This is a genomic window from Saccharopolyspora kobensis (assembly GCF_900108315.1).
Taxonomy (GTDB): domain Bacteria; phylum Actinomycetota; class Actinomycetes; order Mycobacteriales; family Pseudonocardiaceae; genus Saccharopolyspora; species Saccharopolyspora kobensis.
The window spans coordinates 139,328-165,814 of record NZ_FNVB01000005.1; the positions used below are offsets into that span (position 1 = coordinate 139,328).

Annotated in this window: 16 protein-coding genes; 4 read left to right on the top strand and 12 right to left on the bottom strand. The window is 67.5% G+C overall.

Features of this window, described 5'->3' with window-relative positions:
• Positions 1-678: 678 nt before the first annotated feature.
• The 7 genes from C4T78_RS36065 to ctaD form a co-directional block, all read right to left on the bottom strand.
• On the bottom strand, positions 679-1,188 hold the full coding sequence (locus C4T78_RS36065) for a hypothetical protein (RefSeq protein WP_143185756.1): 510 nt from the start codon (positions 1,186-1,188) through the stop codon (positions 679-681).
• Between the two features lie 107 nt (positions 1,189-1,295).
• Positions 1,296-5,609 carry a putative T7SS-secreted protein gene (locus tag C4T78_RS17525; RefSeq protein ID WP_143185757.1) on the bottom strand — a complete coding sequence of 1,438 codons (4,314 nt, stop codon included), beginning with the start codon at positions 5,607-5,609 and terminating at the stop codon, positions 1,296-1,298.
• A complete protein-coding gene (locus C4T78_RS17530; protein WP_235863225.1) occupies positions 5,606-5,956 on the bottom strand; it encodes a hypothetical protein in 351 nt (116 codons plus the stop codon). Before C4T78_RS17530 ends, C4T78_RS17525 begins: the two co-directional genes overlap by 4 nt.
• The gene (locus C4T78_RS17535; protein ID WP_177247470.1) at positions 5,953-6,357 is read right to left on the bottom strand and encodes an SseB family protein; all 405 of its coding nucleotides are present in this window, start codon (positions 6,355-6,357) and stop codon (positions 5,953-5,955) included. The genes C4T78_RS17530 and C4T78_RS17535 overlap by 4 nt, the downstream gene beginning before the upstream one ends.
• Before the next feature lie 33 nt (positions 6,358-6,390).
• Positions 6,391-7,230, bottom strand: coding sequence for an aminoacyl-tRNA hydrolase (locus C4T78_RS17540; protein ID WP_093348919.1), 840 nt, complete (start codon positions 7,228-7,230; stop codon positions 6,391-6,393).
• Positions 7,230-8,459 (bottom strand): phosphoserine phosphatase SerB, encoded by a 1,230-nt coding sequence (gene serB / locus C4T78_RS17545; protein WP_093348922.1) that lies wholly within the window; start codon positions 8,457-8,459, stop codon positions 7,230-7,232. Before serB ends, C4T78_RS17540 begins: the two co-directional genes overlap by 1 nt.
• Positions 8,460-8,587: 128 nt before the next feature.
• Positions 8,588-10,375 (bottom strand): aa3-type cytochrome oxidase subunit I, encoded by a 1,788-nt coding sequence (gene ctaD, locus C4T78_RS17550; protein WP_235863230.1) that lies wholly within the window; start codon positions 10,373-10,375, stop codon positions 8,588-8,590.
• Between the two features lie 582 nt (positions 10,376-10,957).
• On the opposite strand from ctaD, the gene C4T78_RS17555 reads away from it, so the two are divergent.
• The gene (locus tag C4T78_RS17555; RefSeq protein ID WP_093348924.1) at positions 10,958-11,566 is read left to right on the top strand and encodes a DUF305 domain-containing protein; all 609 of its coding nucleotides are present in this window, start codon (positions 10,958-10,960) and stop codon (positions 11,564-11,566) included.
• A 48-nt stretch (positions 11,567-11,614) separates the two neighbouring features.
• Here the strand turns inward: C4T78_RS17555 and C4T78_RS17560 are convergent, their stop codons facing one another.
• Entirely contained in the window at positions 11,615-12,286 is a 672-nt protein-coding gene (locus C4T78_RS17560; RefSeq protein WP_093348927.1) for a hypothetical protein, read from the bottom strand.
• Positions 12,283-13,602, bottom strand: a complete 1,320-nt coding sequence (locus C4T78_RS17565; RefSeq protein ID WP_093348929.1) for an acyl-CoA thioesterase/bile acid-CoA:amino acid N-acyltransferase family protein — start codon at positions 13,600-13,602, stop codon at positions 12,283-12,285. The genes C4T78_RS17560 and C4T78_RS17565 overlap by 4 nt, the downstream gene beginning before the upstream one ends.
• A gap of 155 nt (positions 13,603-13,757) precedes the next feature.
• Here C4T78_RS17565 and C4T78_RS17570 point away from each other — a divergent pair, with 155 nt between their 5' ends.
• Entirely contained in the window at positions 13,758-14,630 is an 873-nt protein-coding gene (locus tag C4T78_RS17570; protein WP_093160984.1) for an SDR family oxidoreductase, read from the top strand.
• 71 nt (positions 14,631-14,701) lie between these two features.
• On the opposite strand, the gene C4T78_RS17575 is transcribed toward C4T78_RS17570, so the two are convergent.
• Positions 14,702-15,292 (bottom strand): VanZ family protein, encoded by a 591-nt coding sequence (locus tag C4T78_RS17575; RefSeq protein WP_235863232.1) that lies wholly within the window; start codon positions 15,290-15,292, stop codon positions 14,702-14,704.
• A 1,571-nt stretch (positions 15,293-16,863) separates the two neighbouring features.
• Between C4T78_RS17575 and C4T78_RS36070 the strand changes: the two genes are divergently transcribed.
• Together C4T78_RS36070 and C4T78_RS17595 are read left to right on the top strand one after the other, a co-directional pair.
• The gene (locus C4T78_RS36070) at positions 16,864-22,437 is read left to right on the top strand and encodes a hypothetical protein (protein WP_143185758.1); all 5,574 of its coding nucleotides are present in this window, start codon (positions 16,864-16,866) and stop codon (positions 22,435-22,437) included.
• Entirely contained in the window at positions 22,434-23,822 is a 1,389-nt protein-coding gene (locus tag C4T78_RS17595; RefSeq protein ID WP_093348939.1) for a hypothetical protein, read from the top strand. Before C4T78_RS36070 ends, C4T78_RS17595 begins: the two co-directional genes overlap by 4 nt.
• Before the next feature lie 15 nt (positions 23,823-23,837).
• Here C4T78_RS17595 and C4T78_RS17600 read toward each other — a convergent pair whose 3' ends face one another.
• Both C4T78_RS17600 and C4T78_RS17605 read right to left on the bottom strand, forming a co-directional pair.
• Positions 23,838-24,581, bottom strand: coding sequence for a succinate dehydrogenase/fumarate reductase iron-sulfur subunit (locus C4T78_RS17600; RefSeq protein WP_093348942.1), 744 nt, complete (start codon positions 24,579-24,581; stop codon positions 23,838-23,840).
• Positions 24,581-26,479, bottom strand: coding sequence for a fumarate reductase/succinate dehydrogenase flavoprotein subunit (locus C4T78_RS17605; protein WP_093348944.1), 1,899 nt, complete (start codon positions 26,477-26,479; stop codon positions 24,581-24,583). The genes C4T78_RS17600 and C4T78_RS17605 overlap by 1 nt, the downstream gene beginning before the upstream one ends.
• Positions 26,480-26,487: the final 8 nt, after the last annotated feature.

The window sequence follows — 26,487 nt, forward strand, 5'->3', positions numbered from 1 at the left end:
GTGCACATGCTCACCTCCAACCGGATTCCCCCGCCAGATCACATACTCCACCTCCCGACTCATCACAACAAATGCCGGAGCCGCAAGGCCGAGCGCTCCCGGAACGGGACTAAGATAAAGTCCATTCATACTAAAGAAAGGAAAAAGCCTGCGAAGCGAGGTAGACCGCGCAGCCTCTACCAACTCGCCACAAACAGGCGAAACTACACCAGACGAATCCCGCCCCCTGCGATCGCGCGCTTCTGCAACCAACGCGCACGCATCCCACTCAAACCCTAATCGATCGCTCACAACCGAACCTACCCAGAATCAGAGCCACCCCGGGGCGACGCCCCAAAACGCTTTCGTGCGCAACAGATAGCATCCTCCACTTCAGTCAAAGGTAACTCACGAAATACAACTATGCGCAGGTCTGGCGATCCGTAATCACCCACCTGAGTTGTGGCAATTTCAAGAGCGCAGGACGGATCACTCGCATCCCAAAATTCAAGCACCTCCGCATTATCGGCCACATCGGAGGCAGACGTGACGTCGTAAATCCTTCCAGAGAGCCACACTTGATTCATACCACGAAACCTACATATTCTTCCGATTTGATAAATCGAATCGGAATTCCTTCCACAATTCCCGGCTGGATCAGCATCAAGTCATCCGACAGGCCATGCAATCCGAAGCCTCCTACTCGGCCGGGTTTGGTGGTTCAGAGCGATCAGCGACGGCAACCAGGCGCTTCGCAGTCTGCCGGGTCCATTGGTTTGGCCATCGCTCTGCAGCCAGTTCGCGCACGCGCTCAAGGTGGCGGCCTGTGGAACTTCGATTAACCAACCAGCGCATCGCCCGTTCCGCCCAGTGCGGACTGCGACTCCGGAATGCCATGTCCAGAATTTCATCGGCCGGCACGTTTTCTTGAAGCACCACCGCAGGTAGACCATAGCGAGCAGCCGCACCTTCAAGCCGCTCCCGAAAACTCACTTCATCATCATCAAGAACTGTCAGCCACGCTTGCGGAAGTGGCCACCCCCGCGAGACCACTCCCTCCAGCCGACCCAGAACCCATTCGCCGCTTCTATCAACCCCGAGCCACACGCCAGTTTTACTGATCGAAATTATCGGAAGCCATGCCACGAGCTCATCACCGCTCCAAGTTTGACGAAATTCATCATCGTCAACTTGCGCGACCGACCTCACAAGAGGATCACTCCTCATCACAGCCTCCCAGGCCACCGAAAGCGAAGAAAACACCCAAATAGTTCATCGCGATCAGGCGTGCAGATGACTCCAGCAGTGTACTCTCATCATCCTCTCCACGGCGTATGCGCAACTTCAAGACCATACTCGCCCATAAACTCAACGAACTTCTGCCTGATCTCCGGCGTCCATTGATGCCCGTAGTGACCAGACCATTCATTCGTCAAGAATTCGCCGTTCGGTCCGCGAGACAGTCGACCTCCGACCACATCGGACGGATTCCCACCGATTGATTCCCGAAGCCCGTCATGCCCGAGAATCCCTTGCTCAGATCCAGTCACAAACCTGTTCTGAACTGGATCAAATACAAAGTCACGCTCCCCCTTCGGGAAAAAGTTCTCGACAGCACCGACCGATTTGACCCGTTCACTTACTTCCAAAACTCCCGGAATCGGACCGCTACCGGGCAGCTTTGAATCGTCCGGGCACGGAACCAGGCCGAACGGATCGATCTGACGAGACGGATTCGAGACATAGCTCTGCGGGCGAGGGCTTGCGGCAAGACCGAGCGGATCGTTGCTCGCGTAGCGCCCCGTGTTCGGGTCGTAGTGGCGGTGGTAGTTGTAGTTGAAGCCGGTTTCGGGGTCGTGGTACTGGCCTGGGAAGCGGAGTGGGGTGTAGGCGCCCGCTCGGGACTGGTCGGGGGTTACTCCCCAGAGGGTTGTTCGTCGGTGCCAGGACACCGCGCCTTGGTCGTCGATCAGTTCCGTCGGGGTTCCGACGAGGTCGGTGATGATCGAGTGGAACTGCTCGTCGATCCAGCGCTGGGGCGCGTTTCGGACCGCTGAGCGTTGCGCTTGGGTCAGCGGGCGGAAGGTGCCCGGCTCGTGGTTCCAGACCGTCACCCGCGCGTCCAGCAGGTGCGGGCCGTTGGGCAGGCCGTCGGTGTGGGCTTGTTCCGCCAGGACCGCCGCGTCCCAGATGAACTCGATCTGCTCCAGGACGCGAGAGCCGTCGGGGGTGAGTCGCTGCTTGGCGACTCGACGGCCGAGCGGGTCGTAGCGGTAGTGCCAGCGGGCTCCGTCCGGGGTGAGGACTTCGGTCAGGCGGTCGTCGGCGTCCCAGAAGTAGCGCCAGGTGTCGGGCTTGCGGGACAGACGCTTCCGCTGGCGGAGCACCACCCGGCCTTGGGCGTCGTGCTCGTAGCGGACCTTGCCCGCTCGGCGGATCAGCGTGCCGCTGTACTCGCGGTCCCCGAGCTCCTCGGGGTCGCTGGTCGGCCAGGACGCGTGCGCGAGGTTTCCCGCCGCGTCGTAGGCATAGCGCTCGGACCAGCCTGGCCCGTTCACCGCGGTGATCCGGCCGAGGCGGTCGAGGTCGAACGTGCGCGGGCCGGTGAGCTTGTCGTCGAGCCCGGTCAGGTACCCGTCCGCGCGGTAGGTGTACGAGCGCCGCTGGACCTGCTGACCGGCCCGGTCGAGGGTTTGCGAGAGCAGCTGGTGGTTGGCGTTCCAGGCCTGGGCCAGGACGACGTCCGGGCCCAGATCGCGCTGAACCTCGTGACCTGCGCGGTCGTAGCCGAAACGCAGGGTGCGGCCTGCCGTGTGCAGCGCGCTCGGCCTACCGTTCGGGCCGTACTCCCACACGCTCTCCGCGCCCGATGGCGTGCGGCGCCGGATCCTGCGGCCCAGCGGGTCGTACACCGACGCCACGGTGCGGCCGTTGATGGTCTCGGCGAGCACGCGTCCGGCCGGGTCGCGCTCGAAGGTGACCTGGGTGTCGCCGTCCATCGCTTCGAGCAGGCGGCCCAGCGGGTCGTAGGTGAAGGTCGACGTCACCGAGCCGTTGCGGCGCTCGATCACGTTTCCCAGGACGTCGCGGGAGAACGAGGTGGTCTCGCCGGCACCGTTGGTGCGCTCGATCAGCTGTCCCGCCGCGTCGTGCCGGTAGGTGACCGCGCGGCCGTTGAAGTCGATCTCCCGCGCGAGGTTGCCCACCACGTCGTAGTCGTAGCGCCACACCAGGCCCTGCTCGTTGGTGACGGCGACCAGGCGGAGCTCGGTGTCGTAGTCGAACTCCAGGCGCGTCCCGTCGGGCCGGATCTCCGCCGACGGCAGGTCGAAGTGCGTGACCTCGGTGTGCGTCTCCTGGCCCAGGGCGTCGACGAAGGTGCGGAGGTTGCCCTCTCCGTCGTACAGCCAGCGCTCGGTCGCGCCGTCCGGCGAGGTGCGCCACGCCGGTTTGCCGTCCACCGTCCAGCCGAACCGGGTGGTGCCGCCCAGCGGATCCACCACCTCCGCGACCCGGCCGAACCCGTCCCGCGCGTAGCGGGTCGCGTTGCCCATCGGGTCGGTCACGACGACCGGAAGACCTGCCGCGTCCGTCTCGACGCGCCGCACGTTGCCCAGCGCGTCCGTGAAGCTGGCCAGATGACCGCGCTCGTCGTAGGCGTAGGTGGTGACCGCACCGAGCGCGTCGACCGACCTGACGACGTTCCCGCGCTCGTCGTGCTCCCGGCGCGTCACCGCGCCATCGGGCGCGATGATCGTGACCGGGAGGCGGAGGTCGTCGTACTCGATCCGGGTCTGGCTGCCGTCCGGACGCGTGACCGCGACCAGGTTGCCGACCTCGTCGTACTCGTGGCGGACCGTGCGGCCGAGCTGATCTGTCCGGGAGAGCAACCGGTCCCGGTCGTCCCACTCGGACCGGATCTCGCCGCCCTGCGCATCGACCTCGCGGACCGTCTGACCGGCTTCGTTGAGGTGGTACTCGGTTCGCGCGCCCTGCGAATCGGTCCAGCAGGTGATCCGGTTCTCGTGGTCGTACTCCAGCGTGCCGCTGAAGAACCCGCCCGAGCCCTCCACTTCCACGACCCGGCCACCATCGTCGTAGACGTAGCGGTACCACTTGTCGTTGCGGTCGGTCCAGCTCGTGATGCGCCCGGACTCGTCGTAGGTGAACCGAAGCGGCAGACCGGAGGCGTTGATCACCTCCGTGAGCCGCTGGTCCTCGTAGCCGTAGCGCATCAGCAGCACGTCATCGCCGTCGTCCGCATCGCGGAGGTGCAACGCCGTCACCAGACCGGCGTCGGAATCCACCCGGATGCGGTAGCCGCCGGAGTGCCGCACCTCGACGGGCACGCCGTCGGCATCGCGCTCGACGTCGATGCGCTGGCCGCTGCGATCGACGATCGCGGTCAACGGCCGGATCTCGCCCGCAGGGCCGAAGTGCAGCGTCCTGCCCTGCGCCACGTCGGTGATCGTGTAGGCGTCGCCCTCGAAACGCGCCAAGCGCCGCTGCGGCCCGGTCACCGCGTCGGCGGACGCTCCCTGCGCCGGCTGCGGGAAGAGGGAGAGCGTGCCGTCGTCGGCGACGAAGCACACGTCGGTCCCGTCCAGCTCCAACCGCTGGTCCAGCGTCGAAGCCCACGTCGGGCCGAAGTGCTGACCGGCCCGGAAGGACGACAGGTGCAACCGCTTGAGGACCAGGGGAAGCAGGCCCGGGAGTTCGACATCGGTCTGCGCGAGCACCATGCTCCCGGTGGCGACGTCGATCGGGTCCCCGGTCGTCTGCCGCTCGGGAACCGGAACCCGGTGTTCGGGAGCGTCCGGAAGCTTCTTGAGCGTCTTGAGGATCTTGCCGATCCCACCGGTGAGGACGCCGCCGATGACCTCGCCGGTGATCCGGCCCAGCCCCACTTCACCGCGCCCGTTGGCGAAATCGTTCCAGGAGACCATCTCCTTGAACGTCTCCACGGGGTGGGTGGCGGCGTAGGCCATCGCCTTCACCGTCCCCAGCGGATCGGAGAAGGCGTCGTAGAACGCGGTGAACGTGCCGCTGAAACCTTCCCAGAGCGCGCCGTAGAAGTTCGCGTCGATCTGCGCCTGGGAGTCCTGGGGCGCCACCGCGGCTTCTTCCCGCAGCGCGAAGGCAGCGCGGTCGCCCTCTCCGGCCAGTTCCTGCCGAGCCGCTCGCAGCATGTCCTGGGCCGCCTGCCGCCGTTCCGCACCGGGGTCGACGAAGGGAGCGACCGCACCGCCTTGTGCGTCGGCGACGGCCTTCTCGTAGTCCAGCTTCGCCTGCTCGGTGGCGGCTTCGCCCTCCGCCCACAACCGGGCGGCCTCGGCCGCCTCGGCCTGGGCCCACCGCAGCACCCGCGCGTACTCCTCAAGCGCGGCAGCCCCGGCCGCCAGCGAATCACCGCCGTCGAACCAGCGCGGGACATCGGTCTGGTGCTGCTCGTGCCAGAGGTCCGCGGCCTCGCCGCTCCACCCACCGGCATCGATCCGTTTCAGCGCTTCGCCGGTCTCGGACGCCCTGACCGCTCGCTCCCGGATGAACCGGGCGTTCGCCATGATCGCGTCCGGGTCTCCGGGCACCAGCAGCGTCGGCTCGGTGACCTGCCCGAGCTCGTGGGTCATCGGCCCATCCCCGGAATCGTCGTCGGCGGCTGCACGGCATCGAGCCCCGGATCGACGGAAAGCGCGTCCGCACCGGCCTGATCCGCTTCCCGGTACGCCTTGGCGGTTTCGGCGAGCGAATAGCTCATCCGGGTCGCCCGGTCGCACAGCGCGTCCAGGCCGACCGACCACCGGTCGCAGAACTCCGTCAAGGCCGAGAGCAGATCGGCGTGCCCGTAGGACTCGCTCGCGCCCGGAAGCTCGCTCAGCTCCGAGTTGTCCTGCCCGGCGACGAGTTCGTCCATGTTCCTCGCCGCGGCTTCCAGCAGCTCGATCTCGACGTGAAAACCGTTGCCGTCCAAATTCACCGCACCGCCTTGCGAGCAGCGGCCTGGCGCGCCGGCGCCGTGCGCTTCCACTCCCGTTCGAGCGCGAAGAAGTCGTCGACCCGCGCGACCAGCGGCAGCCGGTGGTCGTCATCGGGATCGACCATCACGCCCACACCGGGCGGCACCAGCTCCAGGAAGATCGCGCCCGGCATCGAGATGTAGTCGCACGCCCCCGCGTGGGCGGCTAGGCGATCCAGGGTCGTGAACGCCACCGTCCACCGGCCCTGGCTCTCTGTGTCCGTCACGAACACGCCGGGCTTCTCCGGCCTCCGGGCGTAGACGACGGCCTTCGCGAACGCCGCGTAGAACGCCTTGACCGGTCGCTCGCCCGCGGACACGGCTCGGGCCAGGGCTGTTAGGTCTGAGTCCCCCACTGACACGCGGGGGACCCTACCCAGGAACGTGACTAACTGTCAGGAATTCTGGCGCCATTGGGCGAGGACGGTGACCGTGCCCGGGTCCACTTCGGTGAAGCCCGCGTCTCGGACCATGCCCACTCGGGCTTCCCGCCAGGCCTTCTCCGGGTTGTCTCGCGGGTGCAGGCCCGCCCAGGTGTCCGCGTCGGCCTTGCGGACCGAGCAGCGGAAGCCGTCGGCGGACCAGCGCTCCAGCTCCGCGGTCATGCCTTCGCCGTGCAGCAGGGAAGCCAGGATCATCGTCGCGTGGCCGACCTGGGCCGCCGACTTGCCCGCGCTCATCGGGACGTCCGGGTTCAGCCACAGCACCGGCGCGTCCGGGGCCGGGGCCCCCGGGTCGTCGGAATCCAGTTCGCTGCCGGAGATCTGCAGGCGGCTGAGCTCCTTCGGCATGTCCGCCACGCGCATCGGCAGGAAGGCCCGCACCTCGGCGTTGCCGACCTCGAAGGTGCGGCCGGGCAGCGACTGCACCGCTTCCCAGTGCGCTCCGCGCGCCCGCCGCGCCACCTTGCGGATGCGGCCGCTGATCCAGGTGCTCATGGCCTCGTGCCACTCGCCGCCCGGCTTGCAGCGCTCGTCCAGGCACACCGCCAGCGCCGCCGACGCCGCCGCTTCCAGCAGCGCCGTGCGGTCCGGTGGCTCTCGCCGCTCGATGCGCAGGACCATCGGCATCAGCACCACGTTCTCCGGGTCCTCGTCCGAGGTGGCCGCGGTGGCCGCACCCGGCAGGGCCAGCCAGGAGGCGTAGCGGGTGATCAGCGGGTCCAGCACGTCGAAGGCGGTGTCCTGCACACCTCCGTCAGCCGCTTCCGGGCCGTCGTTATTCCCAGGGCGCATCACACGTCCAGCGGGACCCGCCGCAGCACTCCGTCCTCGGCGTCGGCCGACTCGATCTCGGCGCGGGTGACGCCCAGGACGAACAGCACCGCGTCCAGGAACGGGTGGGACAGGGCGGTGTCGGCGACCTCGCGCAGCGCGGGCTTGGCGTTGAACGCCACGCCCAGTCCCGCCGCCGAGAGCATGTCGATGTCGTTGGCCCCGTCGCCGACCGCGACGCACTGCGCGGCCGGGACGCCGAAGGACTCGGCGAAGCGGCGCAGCGCCTTCGCCTTGCCGGCGCGGTCCACGATCTCGCCGATCACCCGGCCGGTCAGCTTGCCGTCCACGACCTCCAGCTCGTTCGCCGCGCTGAAGTCCAGGCCGAGCTCGTCCACCAGCTGGTCGATGATCTGGGTGAACCCGCCGGAGACCACACCGGTGTGGAAGCCCAGCCGCCGCAGCGTGCGGATCGTGGTGCGGGCGCCCGCGGTGAGCTCCAGCTCCGCGGCGACGTCGTCCAGCACCGACGCGGGCAGGCCCTCCAGCACCGCCACCCGCTGCCGCAGCGATTCGGCGAAGTCAAGCTCGCCGCGCATGGCGCGCTCGGTGACCTCGCGGACCTGGTCCTCGCAGCCGGCCCGCGCGGCCAGCATCTCGATGACCTCGCCCTGGATCAGCGTGGAGTCCACGTCGAAGACCACCAGTCGCTTCGCCCGCCGGGCCAGCCCGGTGCGCTCCACCGCCAGGTCCACCCCGACGCGGGCGGCGATGTCGGCCATCGCCTGGGTCAGCGCCGTGTCGTCGTCCGACTCCGGTGCGCTGACCTGCAGCTCCAGCCCGGTCACCGGGTAGTCGGCGACCCGCCGGATCGAGTCGATGTTGATCCCGATCTCGGCCAGCCCGCGGGAGACCTCGCTGAAGTGGCGCGCGGTCAGCGGCTGCCCGAGCACCACCACCACGTGGCTGGAGGAGAGCTTGCTGCCGTCGCCGTCCGCGGCGCCGATCGCCACGTCGACGGTCATGCCGACGGTGGCCATCGCCTGCTCCACCGCCTCCTGCAGCTGCTCCGGGTCGCGTTCGGTGGACACCAGGACGCCGAGCACCAGACGACCCCGGATCACCACCTGCTCGACGTCGACGATGTCCACGCCGTGCCGGGTCAGCGCGGCGAACAGCACGGAGGTGACGCCCGGCTTGTCCTTCCCGGTCACGGTGATCAGGACGGTGGTCGCGTTCGACGTGCTCACGACAGCGGTTCTTCCTCTCTCAAAAGCCCCTGACAAACGTCGAGCCCCGGCGAGCATGGCCCGCCGGGGCTCGTCGTCGAGCTAGCTCCACCCTGGCACAGGTGCGTACCGCGGGGCTAGCGCGCAGATCACTTCTCGGTGGTGTCGTCCCTGTTGGACTCGTCCTTGGTGACCGGCTTCTGCTTCACCGCCGTGGCCGTGCCGCCGCCCTCGTGCTTGTGGGCGAGGGTCTTGCCGGTGAGGCTCAGGTGCGCTTCGAGTCGCATCCGCTCGGCGATGTGCGGGTAGTGCAGCTCGAAGGCCGGGCGCTCGGAGCGGATCCGGGGCAGCTCGGTGAAGTTGTGCCGCGGCGGCGGGCAGGAGGTGGCCCACTCCAGGGAGTTGCCGTAGCCCCACGGGTCGTCGACCTCGACGACCTCGCCGTAGCGGTAGCTCTTGAACACGTTGTAGAGGAACGGCAGCATCGAGGCGCCCAGGATGAACGCGCCGATCGTGGAGATCGTGTTCAGCATGGTGAAGCCGTCGGACTCCAGGTAGTCGGCGTACCGACGCGGCATGCCCTCGTTGCCCAGCCAGTGCTGGACGAGGAAGGTGCCGTGGAAGCCGATGAACGTCAGCCAGAAGTGCAGCTTGGCCAGCCGCTCGTCCATCATCCGGCCCGTCATCTTCGGGAACCAGAAGTAGATGCCGGCGAAGGTCGCGAACACGATCGTGCCGTAGAGCACGTAGTGGAAGTGCGCCACCACGAAGTAGGTGTCGGAGACGTGGAAGTCGACCGGCGGCATCGCCAGCAGCACACCGGTCAGACCGCCGAAGAGGAAGGTGACCAGGAAGCCGACGCTGAAGAGCATCGGTGATTCGAAGGTCAGCTGGCCCTTCCACATGGTGCCGATCCAGTTGAAGAACTTCACACCGGTCGGGACCGCGATCAGGAACGTGGTGAAGGCGAAGAACGGCAGCAGCACCGCGCCGGTGGCGTACATGTGGTGCGCCCACACCACGACCGACAGGGCCGCGATGCCCAGCGTGGCGTACACCAGGCCGGAGTAGCCGAAGATCGGCTTGCGGCTGAACACCGGGAAGATCTCCGAGACGATGCCGAAGAACGGCAGCGCCACGATGTAGACCTCGGGGTGGCCGAAGAACCAGAACAGGTGCTGCCAGAGGATCACGCCGCCGTTGGCCGGGTCGAACACGTGCGCACCCAGGTGCCGGTCGGCCATCAGGCCCAGCAGCGCGGCGGTCAGGATCGGGAACGCCATCAGGATCAGCACGCTGGTCACCAGGATGTTCCAGGTGAAGATCGGCATCCGGAACATCGTCATGCCCGGCGCCCGCAGGCAGACCACCGTGGTGATCATGTTCACCGCACCCAGGATGGTGCCCAGACCACCGACGGCCAGACCCGCGATCCACATGTCCGCGCCGTGACCCGGCGAGTGCAGGGCGTCCGACAGCGGCGTGTAGGCGAACCAGCCGAAGTCCGCGGCACCGCCCGGCAGCAGGAAGCCGCTGACGACCATCAGACCGCCGAACGAGTACAGCCAGTACCCGAGGGCGTTCAGCCGCGGGAACGCGACGTCGGGGGAACCGATCTGCAGCGGCAGGATGTAGTTCGCGAAGCCGAACAGGATCGGCGTCGCGTACAGCAGCAGCATCACCGTGCCGTGCATGGTGAACAGCTGGTTGTACTGCTCCTGCGACAGGAACTGCATCCCCGGAACGGCGAGCTCACCGCGGATCAGCATCGCCATCAGGCCGCCGACCAGGAAGAACGCCATCGACGTGACCAGGTAGAGGATGCCGATTTGCTTGTGGTCCGTGGTGCGGAACATCCGCGCCATGAACGAACCCTTGACCGTTTTGCGCACCGGATAGGGGCGCGTGGCGATCGGCTGTGGCGCGACGGCCGTCACGGTGCCTCCTGCACTCCCTTGAAGCCTTCATCGGATCCGGTCGGATCCGCCCCGACCCGGGTGGGCCGGATGACAGCATGCGACACCCCGCAGGGCGACTGCAGGACGAGCCAGTCGCGATCGCTGCCGACTGCGGATACTAGTCCCGGCTCCCGGCCGCAGTTCGGCCGGGCCGTAGCCACCCTATTCATTGCCCCGCGCCCGGTCACCCCGAGTGAGATCGACCCGACAGGCCGCGATCACCGCGGGCCCGGCGGCGATGTCGCCCGCAAGCCTGCCGGCGAGGCCATCCGCGCCGGTGAAGCGCTCGCACCCAGCTGCGCGGGGCGGCCACCGGCGGGTTCCGGGCGGTTCCCCGGCGAGGACGGCCCCTCCGCCGTGCATCGGGCCATGCACCAGGAGCGACACCCGCAGGCCGGGGAAGCACTCAGGTTCCGCTGAGCGACCACCCAGGCAACCCATCCACTAGCAGGTTCTGGACGGGCGGCTAGCCTACTGGTCAACAGGTCCGGCAGCCCGACCTGCGAGCAGTTCGACGGGCCGCCCTGGGACGACGTCCACCAGATCCTGGAGGGGAAGCACGTGCGGAGGAGCACGATCATCGGCGCTGTGCTGATCGGCGGTCTCGCCCTCGCGGGCTGCACGCCTGCCGAGGCACCGAGCGACCAGCCCCCGGCCCCCGGCACGCCGCCGCCGGCGACCGCGCAGCACAACGCCGGGCAGCACGGCGCGGGTGAGCACAGCGAGACGGACCGCGAGTTCGCCCAGCAGCTGCTCGCCAACCGCCAGCAGGTGCTGGAACTGACGCAGCTGGCCCAGACGAACGCGCAGAGCGCGGACGCCAAGGCGCTCGCCGGCGAGCTCCAGCAGTCCGCGCAGCTGCAGATCGGCCAGCTCAACGCGTTCCTGACCTCGGCCGCGGGCCAGGAGTCGGGCAGCGCCCCGGAGGACGCCGCCGACCAGGCCGACGGCACCGGCCAGCAGTCCCCGCAGCAGGTGGACCAGCTGAAGCAGGTCACCGGCGCGCAGTTCGACCAGCAGTGGAAGCAGGCCGTGCAGGCGCTGGAGCAGAGCGCCGCGCAGCTGGCCCGCTCCGAGCAGGAGGAGGGCCAGTCGCAGGCCATGCGCAAGCTGGCCGAGGACTTCCTCGCCGGGCAGCAGGACGTGCTGACCAAGCTCAACGCCCTCTGATCCGAGGCACCGGACGGGGCCGCAGACACCTGCGGCCCCGTTTGCTTTTCAGCGGCGCCTGATCCGCCTGACCAGCGCTTCCAGCCCCGCCGCCAGCAAGGCCACCGCGAGGTGCGCGGGCCAGAGCAGCAGGTGCGTGGCCGCCGGAGCGCCGACGTCGACGAGCTGCTCGTCGAATCCGGCCAGCAGCGCGCCGGCGGCCAGCAGCAGCGCCGGGAGCACCAGCCCGGACCGCAGCAGCAGGAAGCCCACCACCGCGAACGCGAGGGCGTTGCCCACCAGCGCCCAGACCAGCAACCCGCCGGAGAGCGTCGTTCCGAACGCGGTGCACGCGGTCGCGATCACGGCCAGCGCCGCGGCCCGCCCGAGCGCCTTCCGCCTGCGCGGCCGCTCCTGACCGCGCCGGAGCCCGGCCGCGCCGACGAGCACGAGCAACCTCGGCCAGCCCGCGACCAACGCCCCGATCCACTGCGGACCAGTGCCGACGAGCACTCCGCCGATCTCGATGCGCTCGCCGGAGCCCACGATCTCGCCGAGCACCACCAGTGCCGTGACCGCGCCGAGGCACCACATCGGTGCCCAGGTCTTCCGGCGGATGAACAACGCCAGGGCCGCCGGCACCGCCAACCCGATCAGCACCGGATCGAGCGGATACCCGAAGAGGACGCCGAGCAGCGCGATCAGCGCCGCGTAGGCCGCACCGAAAGCAATGCCGATCACAATTCCTCCTGGAACAGCTCGACGACGCGGCGGACGGTGTCCGCGGTGGCTGCCGCGTTGGCCTGCGGCGTTCCGCCGCCCGCGGCCCAGAAGACGCCCGGGATCAACGCGGCCGCGGTCGTGTAGGAGGTCGGGAGGTTCGGCACGTCGAGGATGAAGTGCCCGGCTCCCGGCTGGACCACGTGCTCGGCCCGGTCGCCGAGCCGCCGGGCGGCGACGTCCAGCAGCCGCTGCGACGGCCACATCTCGTCCCGCTCCGCAGACACCAGCAGGAACGCGGCATCGCTGCGCTCCACCGGGATCGCCGCGCGATCCAGTTCCTCCCGCGTGGCCGTCGTGCCCTGGGTGTCGACGAACCTCCCCGGCCGTCCGCGCGCGGCATCGGCCAGGAAGCCGACCGGCGAGCCGGGTGCCGCGATCACCAGCGGCGGGAGGTCGGCACCGGCGTGCGTCCAGGACGACGCCTGCGGCGCCATGCTCGGGAACACCGCTCCGGACCCGACGACCGACGCCACCGCGCCCACGCCGGGCGAGAAAGCGCCGAGCACCAGCGCGAACTCGCCGCCCCTGGACAAGCCGACCACGCCGACGCGCCCGTCGGACACTTCCGGCCGCGCCCGCAGCCAGCCCACCGCGCGGTCGCCGTACTCGACCGGGATCCGGTCCAGCGCGGGCGGCAGCCCGGGCAGCCCGAAGTAGGCCAGGCCCAGCACGGCGAAGCCCTTCCCGGCCAGGAACCGCCCCAGCTCGGGATTCGGCCGCCCGCCCTCCGATCCGCCCAGCAGGATCACGCCCGGGTGCGGCCCGGGACCGGGCGGCAGGTGGAGATCCCCGACCAGCCCGTCCTCGGCGACCGGCACCGACCGCACGCCCGGCGCGTGCAACGGCACCACCACCGGTTCCTGCGCCACGGTGCGCCCGCCGATGTCGACGCCGACGGTGAGCTGGATCTCCGGTCCGCTCAACGCCGCTCGCGATTCGGACACCGGTTCTCCGGACGGCAGCCGCATCGACCACAGCAGACCGGTGGGGTCGGCTCCGGCGTAGGAGCCGCCGACCGGGGCGTGCTCGGCGATGTCCACGCGCCCACCGCGATCCGCCGCGAACGTCGCCCACGAAGTCCACAGCCGACCGCGGTCGTCGGTCATCCGCGCCCAGACCGAAGCCCGCTCTCCCGGCGTCAATCCGCTCACGACCACCGCGAGCGGCTCGTCGATCGCACCGCTGCCGACGTCCAGCGCGGGGGCGGCGCGGGCGGTGCCCGCGCACCCGGTGAGCAGCAGCGCCGCGGCCAGCAGGCCGATCACACGTCGCATCGAAACCTCCACTTCAAGATCGAGTGGGGTCAACGGTGCGGCCTCCAGCGACTGGAGGGTCAAGCCCGCGGAATCCGCCTCTTCCGCAGCGCTCCGGCGGAACCTACTATGAGTAGCCTACTGTCGAGTAGATAACGTCGACCGAGGGAGTGCTCATGCCGAACGTGTCCGGCAAGGTCGTCCTGATCACCGGTGCCGCGCGGGGGATCGGCGCGCAGACCGCCCGGGAGCTGGCCCGCCGCGGCGCACGGCTCGCCCTGATCGGCCTGGAGCCCGACGAGCTCGCCGCCGTCGCGGCGGAGCTCGGCGACGGCCACTTCTGGGCCGAGGCCGACGTCACCGACGGCGACTCGATCAAGGCCGCCGTGGATGCCGCCGCCGAGCAGCTCGGGCGCATCGACGCGGTCATCGCCAACGCCGGGATCGCTCCCATCGGAACCGTCCGCAAGAGCGACCCGAGCGCGTTCACCAAGACCATCGACGTCAACATCAACGGCGTCTTCCACACCGCCCGCGCGGCCCTGCCGCACCTGATCGAGCGCCGCGGCTACCTGCTGGTGGTCTCGTCGCTGTCGGCCTTCACGCCGATCGGCGGCATGGCCGCCTACACCGCGAGCAAGTCCGGCGCGGAAGCACTCGCCTGCGCGCTGCGCACCGAGGTCATGCACCTGGGCGTGGGCGTGGGCAGCGCGCACCCGTCGTGGATCGACACCGACATGGTGCGCGACGTGGCGCACGACCTGAGCGCCTTCGAGATGATGCGCAAGCGCCTGCCCTGGCCGATGCGCGCCACCACGAGCGTGGAGGACTGCGCCAAGGCCTTCGCCGACGGCGTCGAGCGACGAGCCCGCCGGGTGTACGTGCCGCGCGCGATCGCGCTGATGCACTGGCTGCGCAACGTCCCGTCGTCCCGGCTCGTCGAGTTCCTGATGCGGCCGACCGTGCGCCGCCTGATCCCGAAGATGGAGCAGGAAGTGGCCGCGCTCGGCCGTTCCCTCAGCGAGCGCAACGAGAAGATCCAGCGCTGACAGTCCACTTCGGATGGTGGAACCGGTGGCCGGGGGTGTCTGACGCGGAAAGCTCCCCCGGCCACCGGGGCTCATCGTGATCGCTGCTGGCTGAGCACTCCGCGCTCCTGCTCGACCTTGGCGATCAGCACCCACACCGTCTGGCCTGCGCGGCCGGAGGCGCTGTGCTGCGGGCGGCTTCCGACCCAGTGCGGCAGCCGCGCCAGGATCCCGCCGACGGCCGCGCCGATCGTGTTGCACACGACGTCGTCGGTCGCCGCGACCCGCCCGGGCACGGCCAGGAACTGGATCAGCTCGATCGACACCGACAGCAGCAGCCCGGCGAAGGCGATCTTGACGACGCTGTCGAACCACGGCAGCCGCTGCGGCGCCAGCACCGCCAGCGGCACCAGCAGGAGCACGTTCCCGGCCAGCTGGACCCAGGGCAGCACATCGCCCGGGCCGGCCGTCAGCGCCATCGACACGTCCTTGCCGAGGCTGGGTCGCACGGGTTCGGCCGCAGGCGGCTGCGGGAGGAAGACCAGGTATCCGACGCAGAGCGCCGAGTACGCGAGCGCCCCGTCGAGCAGCGGCTCCCGCGGGTCGGGGCCGCTGCGAGCCACTGCGCGCGCCACCGCGGATCCCATTCCCACCGCCAGCGAGAGCGGGAGCAGAACAGTCACCACGGGCGCGAATCCGTCGAATGCCACGAGAACCTGCTGCACGTCCGCCGCACTTCCTCTGGCCGCCATCGCCAGGAACACCCGGCCACCGAAGAATCCACAATGGATCTACCGGCGAACCGGAAACCGTTGGGAATGAGCATCTCCAGCGGTCGGCGTTGACCGACATCTGCACGAGAATCAGGGTTCAGCAGCGGACGGACGTCGTCCCCGAGAGCCACGATGCCCGCCCACCAATCCGGGAAAGTCGATGAAACAGCAGGTGAGACGCCACGTCGTCACCCCAGCAGGGGTTCGCTGCACGCCCGCACCTCCCGACTCGCCCGCGCCACTTCCAGTGCTTGAGAATTCGACCCGGTCAGCCCCGAAGATAACGACCAGGGCACAAGGCATCAGCACCCTGACCAAAACCCGCCAGTCTTATCGGAACTGTCCACAGCGGACCGGAAAACCGATTCAAGAACTCCCCACCAGTAATTTTTACGCGGCGGACAACACCCCGAGATCCCCTATTCACACAATTAACACCGAGCCCGCAAAGCCCCCGATGCGAATTTCGCCCAACCCCAGGTGAACACCAACCGAACTCCGCACCACCACACCCGCCACCACCTAGGCACCGCTCGCCCGACGTCTCGGGGAGCCCCGTCAAGCCCTGCCCCACACAGCTCGGCGGCTCGGTAGCGCGCCAAGCCGAACCAGCCACCCGCCGAGCCGGGTGAAGCCGACACAGCTGCGCAGAGATCGTGCGCGCAAAACGGTGCCAGAACACCGCTATTCACTCACGCCCCCACAGCCTCTAGCTGGCAGCGCCGGGCCCACCACCATGGACCCGCACGACGAAAGCACCCACCCGGACGCGCCGGCCCACAGGGCCAGCCCAACCCGATCCTTCGAATCCCAAACCCAGTCCTCATCATCCAGCCGATCGCCGGGACCACCGACCACGACCTTGTCGAGGTCTTCGATCCGGCCGTCGTCGAGGATGCGGAACCGAAGCTGCTCGCCAGCGCATCGATCTCGGCCAGCGGCCGCTGAGCCGCTTCGACCGCTCCCACGTTGGCGATGAGAGCTCGCCGCACCACCGCAACCAATGAGTTCGCGCAGGTTCTGCCCGAGGGCACCGTGCCGGGCCTCCGCCGCCCGCGCCGCGTCACCCTGCCCCCTGCGCTTTCCGGATGCGGTGAGCTCGTGTCCATCCAGCTACGGCCAGCGCTCGACACCGCCGTGGTGCTGGACAGCGCCAGCTGATCTTCTCCCCGATCGCGCCGAGCCGCGTTTCCCAGCTTGTCCAACCACCGAGAATCTTACGCCCGACGCCTTCCGCAGTTCTCCGACAAAAACTTGGTAGCTCATTGGTCCTCCCCAGCCGAGAAACCCGCCAAGCTCGGTTCAGGACCATGCAGCTTCCAGCAAGCTCTCCGCGCTGCGGCGCAACGGGTGAAGATGCGACGCAGAAGGCGCGGCCTCAGGTCCACGCACACCCGACCATTACTCCACTCGGGCGAAATTCGGTTGAACTCGATCAAGTGACGTGAACCACGAACGAACGGCTGGCAAACTCACTTTGCGTGACCGGACTGACGGAGCAGGTACGAAAGTGGCTAGTTTCGCTCAACGAAGACGAGTTAGGCACCGTGCTCACGGTATGCGACCGGTTACGCTCCGCCGCGAAGCTGCCCACGGTACCGAAGTGGGCTCCGGCAACGGCCCGAGTCCAAGCGGCATGTCGAATATGGGCTCAGCGGGCTTCCGGGAAGGAGCTCGAGTTCGTCATCGCGAGCGCAGTTCCTGCTGTTGCGGACCTGCTCGTCGAGCAATACGGGTGGCCACCGAAGAACGTCAAGGAACCCGATCTCGAACGACTCACCGAGATGCTGACCACGCTGGGGCGTCCTATCGGCTTGCTCGGGCTCTACGCACTTCTGCTGTCGGACCAGCCGGCCAGCCAATTGGCCAGGGAACACCATGGGGCGCTGGAGAAAGCCCTGCAAGCAGCAATCCCGAAAAAGGTTCCCGCACCGACGGAGAAGCCGGGTTCCCATCACCGCCCGCTCGCGGGACCGAGCGGAGGCACTGAAATCCCCGACCACGCAATGGATGCCAATCCACCCGGCATCGATGCGGCAGCGCTCGACCAGCTGACGGAAGGCCTGACCAAGCTCCAAGAACTCGCGGGTACTCTCGCGACCCGCCTGCGCGCAACCGCTGGTGACGTTGAAGTCGGACGTGCTATCCCCGCAGGGTTGAACGCGCTGCTGACCAGCTATGACGAGCAGCTTGAAAACCTGGCAGCAGAGCTGGCGAAGTACGACCGAACGTGTTCCGCATCCGGTTTCGACGCTGTCGAGCAACAACTCGCGGTGTGGCGTTCCGATCTTGCAGACAAGGAACACGCGCGGCGTCAGCAAGTGGCCAAAAGGATCGACGAGCTCAAGCGGTCGATATCCGGCGTCGACGATCTGATCGCGAACAATCCAGTCCCCGGATTGCCAGATATTCGGGCCAAATACCAGCGGCAGTTGGACGAATTGCTCGCCTCCCTCGCAGAAGAACACACCGTTTGCACTGATGCAGTGCCTGAAGTCAGTCACCCGTCAAGCGACCAGAACGACGACGCGCTAGCAGCTGATGAGGAACAGCCGGTCGTCGACCATGAGGCTGATCCGGAACAACCGGAATCCACTACTTGTTCCCGCACTCCCGTTGTGGATGCTGTCACGGAACCGGAACCGGAACCGGAACCGGAGGCCGAGGCCGAGGCCGAGGCCGAGGCCGAGGCCGAAACGGGCTCCGCGGAGGAGTCACCGCTCGACTCCCCGTGGGAGGAGGGAACGCCGCCGGTGGCAGTTGCGCTGGTGGAGTCCGGCCGGCTCGCCGAGGCATACTGGGTCACTGCGATGTCGGCTGAGCCGGATCGTCGCAGCGCCGTCCTGAGTTTCGCCACCGCTGCCTACAACGCTCACAACAGCGAAGACGCGACTGCTGTACTGGGTTCATTCGCGCTGAACGGTCAAGAACTCGGCCGTGACACCGACGCCGCCGTACTCGCCACCACCAGTCTGCTCCGCGCAGGGTTGGTCGCTGGATGGGGACCGCAAATGCTCGCCCAGCTGGAACCGACGCTCGGCATACTCCCCACTCCGTGGCACGAACTGCTCAAAACTGCAATCCGAGCGACCCGGGTTCAGTACCGGATCGAACCGACGGTCGGCGTACCTCTTACGGCCGACACCGATGAGATCCGAACGGAACTGGGAAGACGCGCCGCCAGCCTGGCGGCAGACCTCCCGCACCGGAAGAACCTCTACCAACGAGGAACCCGGGTGCTGCAGCGGCTGGTTCGAGAAGGCCAACCCCTGGACAACGGTCTCCAAGCGGTGATCGCCTGGTCAAACGGTACAGGGAGCAACGAGCAACTCACGTCGGCACTGGAAAGTTTCACCGGGCACGACGTGGCCGATGAGCTGATCGAAGCCGCCGATGCTGCAGTTCGCACGCCCAAGCAGACGCGAGAACCCATCATCGCTGGGGCGCGACGCGGACTCCAAAGGGCCGTCGACGAGGTCGCCGCTCTGGTACGGGAAGCGCACGCGGTCAGCGCGCGGATCGGGTCCGCGGGTTCAAAGGACCTGGCCGTCGGCGATGCACTTAGGCGCGCGGTCACCGCCTTGCAGGAGCAACCGACCCCACCAGGCATGGCAGGCAGCGCGGTGAAGCTGCTGCGGGATTGGCTGGCCGATCCCAGCAACACATCTGCGCCTGCTTCGCTGGGCCGCCAGCTGACTCTGACCGATGACGGTAGCTCGACCGAGCCGACCACGGATGTCCTTCTTCCGCTCACCGACCTGCCATGGGCAGCCGATGGACGTCCCGATCCCACCCACCCGGCCACCTCGGCGGTACTCGCTCGACTGACCCGACCGTTCGACATCACAGAGGCCGTCGCGGCGTACTGCAAGCGCGGAGACCTGCGCAGAGCGACTCGCATCCTCGAACTCCACGAGCACAACTACTGGGGAATGGAGGCGGACGGCGCACGCCTTCAGCAGAACATCAACGCCGCAAGGCAGGATTGGATTGCGCGGCATCGCAAAGCGGTGGTCGAGGCCCGCGACCTGTTCGACCGGGTGCGCGCTCAGAACCTGCTGACCCAGAGCGACGACAGCACTGTCAGCGGGCGGATCGAAGCACTCACCACGGTAAGCGACGACGACTACCACGCGGCGTCACGGCACCTGGCCAACCTGGTCGGCGAGCTGACGAACCTGCAGCAGGCCCGCATCGACGAGCTCGACGCCCAGCTGGACACCCTCCAGATGTCCGATGCAGATCGTCTGCGCATCCGCGGCCTGCTCGAAGAAGGTGACACCGTCACCGCGACCGAATTCCTCTCCTTCGCTCTGGAAGGGAAGTCGCTCCCGGACAACTTCGACCCGGGCACCGAAGACCTCAGCGTGTTCACCCAGTTCCTCGAGGAAGGATTCAGGAACAAGCTCGACACACCGCACACGAGCGTGCATCGTTGGGCTGAGCTGGCCGAACCGGACACGCCGCTGACAAACCAGGCGAAGATCGGGATCGAAGCATGGGACTTCCTGACCGACCCGACCGCCCGGGCCAGGAGCAACCTCGCGGACAACGTGCGGAACATCCTCCACACGCTCGGGGTGAACTGCGCCGCTCGTCCCAACGCGGTCCAGCCGCGCGCGCGACGTGGCTTCCGCGTGTACCGCGTCAGCGCCACTCCGAACGACGGTTCCTACATTTCGGATCTCGGTTCTTCGGCCGTCGAATACACGGTCACCGTCGTGCTCGACGAGCGCCGTGGCCGGTCACTTCTCAACGTCCTCGACCCGGAAGACACCTCGCGTGCCAACATCGTGCTGTACCCGCACGCCATGGATTCAACGACCAGGCAGGAAATCGCCGCCAACGCCGCGGACAGTAAGGCGAAGGCCCTCGTAGTAGACCCGGCGGCGTTCGGCTGGATTGCGGCGAAGAGGCCGAGCTCATGGCGGGCAACACAACGCATCACCCTGCCGTGGACGATCTTCGAACCGTACAAACCCTTCGTTGCCGGCTTGGTCCCGCCGGAGGTCTTCGTCGGTCGCGAAACGGAGATGTACCAGGTCACCGATCCCGACGGCGGGCTCTTCGTCTACGGCGGCAGGCAGCTCGGCAAATCGGCACTGCTGCGACGTGTTCACTCCACATTCCACAACGGCGACACCAGGCGCTCGATCTACCTGGACTTGAAGGCCAAAGGAATCGGTGAAGCCGAGCCGGCTTCCCGGATCTGGCGAGCGCTGACGATCGAACTCAAGAACTGCGGAGTCCTCGGCCCCAAGGTGTCCGATGAGGCTCCGCCGGACACCATCATCAACAACGTCAAAGCGTGGCTGGCCGAGAGCCCCAGGCGGCGGCTTCTCATGCTGGCGGACGAAGCAGACGCGTTCCTGACCGCGGACTCCCGCGGTGAATCGACTCCGGGCGGGATCTCACACTTCAGGAACGTGCTGGGACTCAAGGAACTCATGGAGTCCACCGAACGCCGGTTCAAGGTCGTCTTCGCCGGATTGCACCAGGTTCAGCGCTTCGGCCACATCTCCAACGTTCCGCTCGTGCACGGTGGTCCCGAAATCCTCATCGGTCCGCTCAAGCCACTGGACGCCCGCAAACTGGTGGTCGACCCGATGGCCGCGCTGGGCTACCGGTTCGAACGCCCGGAATTGGTCTGGCGTCTGCTGTCGGCCACCAACTACCAGGCGAGCTTGATCCAGATCTTCTGCGAGGAGCTGGTCCGCACGCTCCACCGCAGGCGGGGACGCAGCCAATCGGTGCCGGTCCTGGTGACCGAGGACGATGTCGAGGCCGTGGCCGCGAGCGACTGGGTACGCAGCAGGATCGCAGAACGCCTCCGCATTACGATCAATCTCGACGACCGCTACCGTGTGCTCACCCTGGTGATCGCGCTGTTCAGCCTGAACGACTCCTTCGGCACCGACTACGGTCCCGAGGAACTCCTCGAAGAGGCTCGACGTCGCTGGCACGCCGGGTTCGTCGAGCTCACCGCCTCGCAGGTGAGCATCTACCTGGATGAGATGGTCGGGCTCGGACTGCTGAGCCGGCTTCCACAAAAAAAGCGGTACACCGTGCGGAGTCCCAACGTCATCAACATGCTGGGCACCAAAGCGGACTTGGAGCGGGAGCTCGCGGAAACCGACTTCGACCGGCCCTACGAGTACAACCCCCGGGAAGCCCGTCGGCTGCTGGCCTGCGACGAGCACGGCCGCGAATTCCACAGCCCGCTGACCGATGGCCAGCTCCACGACCTCACCTTCAACTCCGGAATCTCCGTGATCACCGGAAGCACGGCGCTGGGGATCAATCGGGTGCCGGACGCGATCCAGAACTACGCGGAGATGCGCGGTACTCGGGTCGAGAAGGTCAGCTCCGACAAAGAGCTGAAGAAGGCCGTGACCGATGCCGTGCGTCGGCGAAGCTCCCCGACGATCATCATCGTCGATGCGCTGAAGATGCCGCTGGCGGAGGTCGATTCGGTTTCCGGATGGCTCGTCGACAGGCTCGTAAAGAAGACGTCGCCGCAGAACGTCTCGGCGGTGCTTCTCGCCACACCCACCGTCGCACCGACCGCGGCCGGCAAGGCCGACACCGAGCCGGTACGTCTGGAGCGGTGGACCGCCAGGAGCGTGCGGAGCTGGCCCGAATGCCCGTTCGACGTCCCCGAAACGCGGGAACTCCTGATCAAGGCCACCGGTGGCTGGCCGGAACTGGTCGAGCGAACGATTTCGTGGGTCATAAACGGGGGTTTGACCTTGAAAAGCGCGGTGCAGCGGGCGGAGAAGAATCTCAGCGACTCCGCGGCCTACCACGCCCACCTCGCATCGTGCGGTCTCGATGAGAACCTCATCCGCCGGCTGGAGAACTGGGTGGAGTACTTCCAGCCCGGTGAGATTGTTCCGCCGGAAGACGTAGACGCGGCTCTGGAGACTGATCGGGGCTCCAGCCAGGCGCTGCTGGATCACCTGTCGATGCTCGGTGTGCTCGACGAGTACGAGGACGGTGTGGCCGTGGACATGGTGGTGCACCGCTGTCTGCAGTCGCTCCGCGGTACGTCATGAGCAAGCCGTGGAGCCTGCTGACGCTCCCTGGCCCTCGCAAGCACTTGGAGTCGATCAGCGCTGTTCTGGACAACGGTATGAGCTGCGTGTGGCTCATACCGGACGAGTTCGTGAAGAACGGCTTCGCCGACGATCTGCTCGACGAACTCGCCATCGCCCACGACAGCGTGCATATTCCTGCTCCAGAGGAGACACAGTGCGATGGCGGTGGGAGGGCACACGCTGTCGTCCCCACTCTCACCGCTCGCCCGACGAACGATCTTCCGGCGTGGGCACAGGACACGTTCAGCGGCCTGGCCGGATTCGACGCTCCGACCTCATCATCAACAGTTGCGGTGGCACCACGGACGACGTCGGTGGCGGAGCGGATCGTTCAGCTGCTCGGCCTGCAGACGAAGGCGTATTCCGATGAGATCCACGCCATCGTCGCCGAACCACTGCTGCACGGCAAAGTGCTCGTGGTGCGTGGTTGGCGGGAACAGGATCGAGACTCCCTGGCCAGCGTGCTGACCCGGCTGACTTCGTTGGTGAAGGAAGAGGGACTGCAGCCCGAGCATCGCCCGCGCATCTTGCTGGCGACCCGAGAAAACGACCTTCCCCGCACGGCATTGGACCGCCTCGACCAGATGACCACCCGAGTCCGGTGGTGGTGGGGAGCGGTCGGCAGACTCGATACCGCAGTCGTCGTTGCCTCCGCACGCCCTAAGTTCAGCGGCAAGATCTCTCATGCAAGTTCGTTGCGCGAGATCGTGGCTCTCGATGTGATCACCGAAGTCGCCGGCCCTGACCTGTGGCTGGCCGAACATCTGGCGGTCTCCTGGGACGGTCTGATCTCTTCTCTCGGCGACGAGATAGAGGCTGCCACACGCGATCTCACCGGAGAATGTCACCACGTGGGCGTTCAGCGAGGTCACAGTGGCAACCGGCCACCGCACGAGCTGCGTCCGCTGTGGCGTCTCGCAATGGCCGATTTGTGGGAACACCAGCTCCGGGTCAGCCCCGCTGCGAATCGCCCGAAGCGGGACGGTATCGGGTTGAACACCTTGATCTGGCGAGGTCAGAACAGAGCCCTGATGCCCATCGTGGACGAGTACCGCGGACAAATCGAGATGAGCTTCCGCAAGAGAGCTTCGCAAGCCGTGCTGACCGACGTGACCCAGCAAGAAGGACCGCGCAAGTCCGCACCGGCTCAGCCCCGCAGGACAGTGCTGGAACTCGGAGCCATGGCCTGGGCGATCTCGAGCAGGAGAGTCCGTCTCACCCAGGCGGACAACGAACTGCTGTTCAGCTTATTGGACGTGCGCAACTCGCTGGCTCACCTCCAGCCCATAACCGACGAGATGATCGAACGCCTGGCACATGCTCTGCCCGGAGAGCGCCACTGACGGTTGCCTGGTAGATCAGTCCTGCTTTCGCCTGAACAGGCGGAGGATCGGGTCGTAGCGGCGGTCCGCCAGGCGCTCCTTCAGGGGGATCAGGGCGTTGTCGGTGATCTGGATGTTCTCCGGGCAGACGTCCGTGCAGCACTTCGTGATGTTGCAGAAGCCCAGGCCGTGGTCACCGCGGGCTTCTTCCGGGCGGTGCTCCGCTTCGTCGAGGGGGTGCATCTCCAGTTCCGCCACCCGCATCAGGAAGCGGGGGCCGGAGAAGGACTGCTTGTTGTCGTCGTGGTCGCGGATCACGTGGCAGGTGTTCTGGCAGAGGAAGCACTCGATGCACTTGCGGAACTCCTGCGAGCGCTGGACGTCCACCTGCTGCATCCGGTACTCGCCCGGCGCCAGGTCCGCGGGCGGCTTGAACGACGGGACCTCGCGGGCCTTGGTGTAGTTGTACGAAACGTCCGTCACCAGGTCTTTGACCAGCGGGAACGTGCGCATCGGCGTGACCGTGATCGTCTCGGCGCGGTCGAAGGTGGACATGCGGGTCATGCACATCAGGCGGGGGCGGCCGTTGATCTCCGCCGAGCAGGAGCCGCACTTGCCCGCCTTGCAGTTCCACCGGACCGCCATGTCCGGGCACTGGGTGGCCTGCAGGCGGTGGATGATGTCGAGCACCACCTCGCCCTCGTTGACCTCCACCGTGTAGTCGCGCAGCCTGCCGTCGTCCGCACCGCGCCACACCCGGAAGTGCGCCTGATATCCCATCAGATCTCTCCAACCTGGACTTCCGCGAGCTCTTCCTCGGTGTAGTACTTGCGCAGCTCCTCCAGCTTGAAGAGCTCCAGGAGGTCGCCGCGCATCGGCGGTTGCGGCTGCTCGGTCACCTCGACGCGGTCGGCCACCAGCTCGCACACCAGCAGCTTGCGGCGCCACTTCGCGTCCATCGCCGGGTGGTCGTCGCGGGTGTGGCCGCCGCGGCTCTCGGTGCGCAGCAGCGCCGCGCGCGCCACGCATTCGCTGACCAGCAGCATGTTCCGCAGGTCGAGGGCCAGGTGCCAGCCCGGGTTGAACTGGCGGTTGCCCTCCACCGCGAGGCGTTGCGCGCGGGCCTTCAGATCGTGCAACCGCTCCAGCGCCTGGCGCATCTCCTCGCCGCGGCGGATGATCCCGACCAGGTCGTTCATCACCTGCTGGAGTTCGGCGTGCAGCGCGTAGGGGTTCTCGCCCACCGGCTCGGCCGATGCGGTGAACGGGTCTTGCGCGCGCTGCGCGGCTTCGTCCACATCGGATGGTGAGATGCTCGGGCGGATGCCCAGCGCGGAGACGTACGCGGCGGCGCCGCTGCCCGCCCGGCGGCCGAAGACCAGCAGGTCGGACAGCGAGTTGCCGCCCAGGCGGTTGGACCCGTGCATCCCGCCTGCCACCTCGCCCGCCGCGAACAGGCCCGGCACCCGCGATGCCGCGGTGTCCGGGTCCACCTCCACGCCGCCCATCACGTAGTGGCAGGTCGGGCCGACCTCCATCGGTTCCGCGGTGATGTCCACATCGGCCAGTTCCTTGAACTGGTGGTACATCGACGGCAACCGCTGGGTGATCTTCTCCGCGGGCAGCCGGGTCGAGACGTCCAGGAACACGCCGCCGTGCTCGGAGCCGCGGCCCTCCTTGACCTCGTTGTTGATCGCGCGCGCCACCTCGTCGCGGGGCAGCAGCTCGGGCGGGCGGCGGTTGTCGTCCGGGTTGTCGTACCAGCGGTCGGCTTCCGCCTCGTTGTCGGCGTAGTTGTCCTTGAACACCTCGGGGATGTAGTCGAACATGAACCGCCGGCCCTCGGAGTTGCGCAGCACTCCGCCGTCGCCGCGCACCGACTCGGTGACCAGGATGCCCTTCACGCTCGGCGGCCAGACCATGCCCGTCGGGTGGAACTGGACGAACTCCATGTTGATCAGCGACGCACCGGCGCGCATCGCCAGCGCGTGGCCGTCGCCGGTGTACTCCCAGGAGTTCGAGGTGACCTTGAACGACTTGCCGATGCCACCGGTCGCCACGATCACCGCGGGCGCCTCGAACAGCACGAACCGCCCGGATTCCCGCCAGTAGCCGAACGCGCCCGCGATCCGGCCGTCGTCCTTGAGCAGCTCGGTGACCGTGCACTCCTGGAACACCTTGATCCGGGACTCGTAGTCGCCGGACTCCGCGTGGTCCTCCTGCTGCAGCGAGACGACCTTCTGCTGCAGCGTGCGGATCAGCTCCAGGCCGGTGCGGTCGCCGACGTGCGCGAGCCGCGGGTACTCGTGGCCGCCGAAGTTGCGCTGGCTGATCCGGCCGTCCGGGGTGCGGTCGAACAGCGCGCCGTAGGTCTCCAGCTCCCACACCCGCTGCGGGGCTTCCGTGGCGTGCAGCTCCGCCATCCGCCAGTTGTTCAGGAACTTCCCGCCGCGCATCGTGTCGCGGAAGTGCACCTGCCAGCCGTCGCGGGAGTTGACGTTGCCCATCGACGCCGCGATGCCGCCCTCGGCCATCACCGTGTGCGCCTTGCCGAACAACGACTTGCACACCACGGCGGTGCGCAAGCCCTGCTCCCGGGTCTCGATCGCCGCGCGCAGGCCTGCGCCACCGGCGCCGATCACGACGACGTCGTACTCGTGCCGTTCGATCTCCACCATCGTCCTAC

Bases quoted from the DNA above. Each gene is read 5' to 3' on its own strand.
- C4T78_RS17540 (WP_093348919.1), bottom strand. From the start codon at position 7,230: ATGCGCCCTGGGAATAACGACGGCCCGGAAGCGGCTGACGGAGGTGTG.
- C4T78_RS17605 (WP_093348944.1), bottom strand. From the start codon at position 26,479: ATGGTGGAGATCGAACGGCACGAGTACGACGTCGTCGTGATCGGCGCC.
- C4T78_RS17565 (WP_093348929.1), bottom strand. From the start codon at position 13,602: ATGCGACGTGTGATCGGCCTGCTGGCCGCGGCGCTGCTGCTCACCGGG.
- C4T78_RS17595 (WP_093348939.1), top strand. From the start codon at position 22,434: ATGAGCAAGCCGTGGAGCCTGCTGACGCTCCCTGGCCCTCGCAAGCAC.
- C4T78_RS17570 (WP_093160984.1), top strand. From the start codon at position 13,758: ATGCCGAACGTGTCCGGCAAGGTCGTCCTGATCACCGGTGCCGCGCGG.
- C4T78_RS17600 (WP_093348942.1), bottom strand. From the start codon at position 24,581: ATGGGATATCAGGCGCACTTCCGGGTGTGGCGCGGTGCGGACGACGGC.
- C4T78_RS17525 (WP_143185757.1), bottom strand. From the start codon at position 5,609: ATGACCCACGAGCTCGGGCAGGTCACCGAGCCGACGCTGCTGGTGCCC.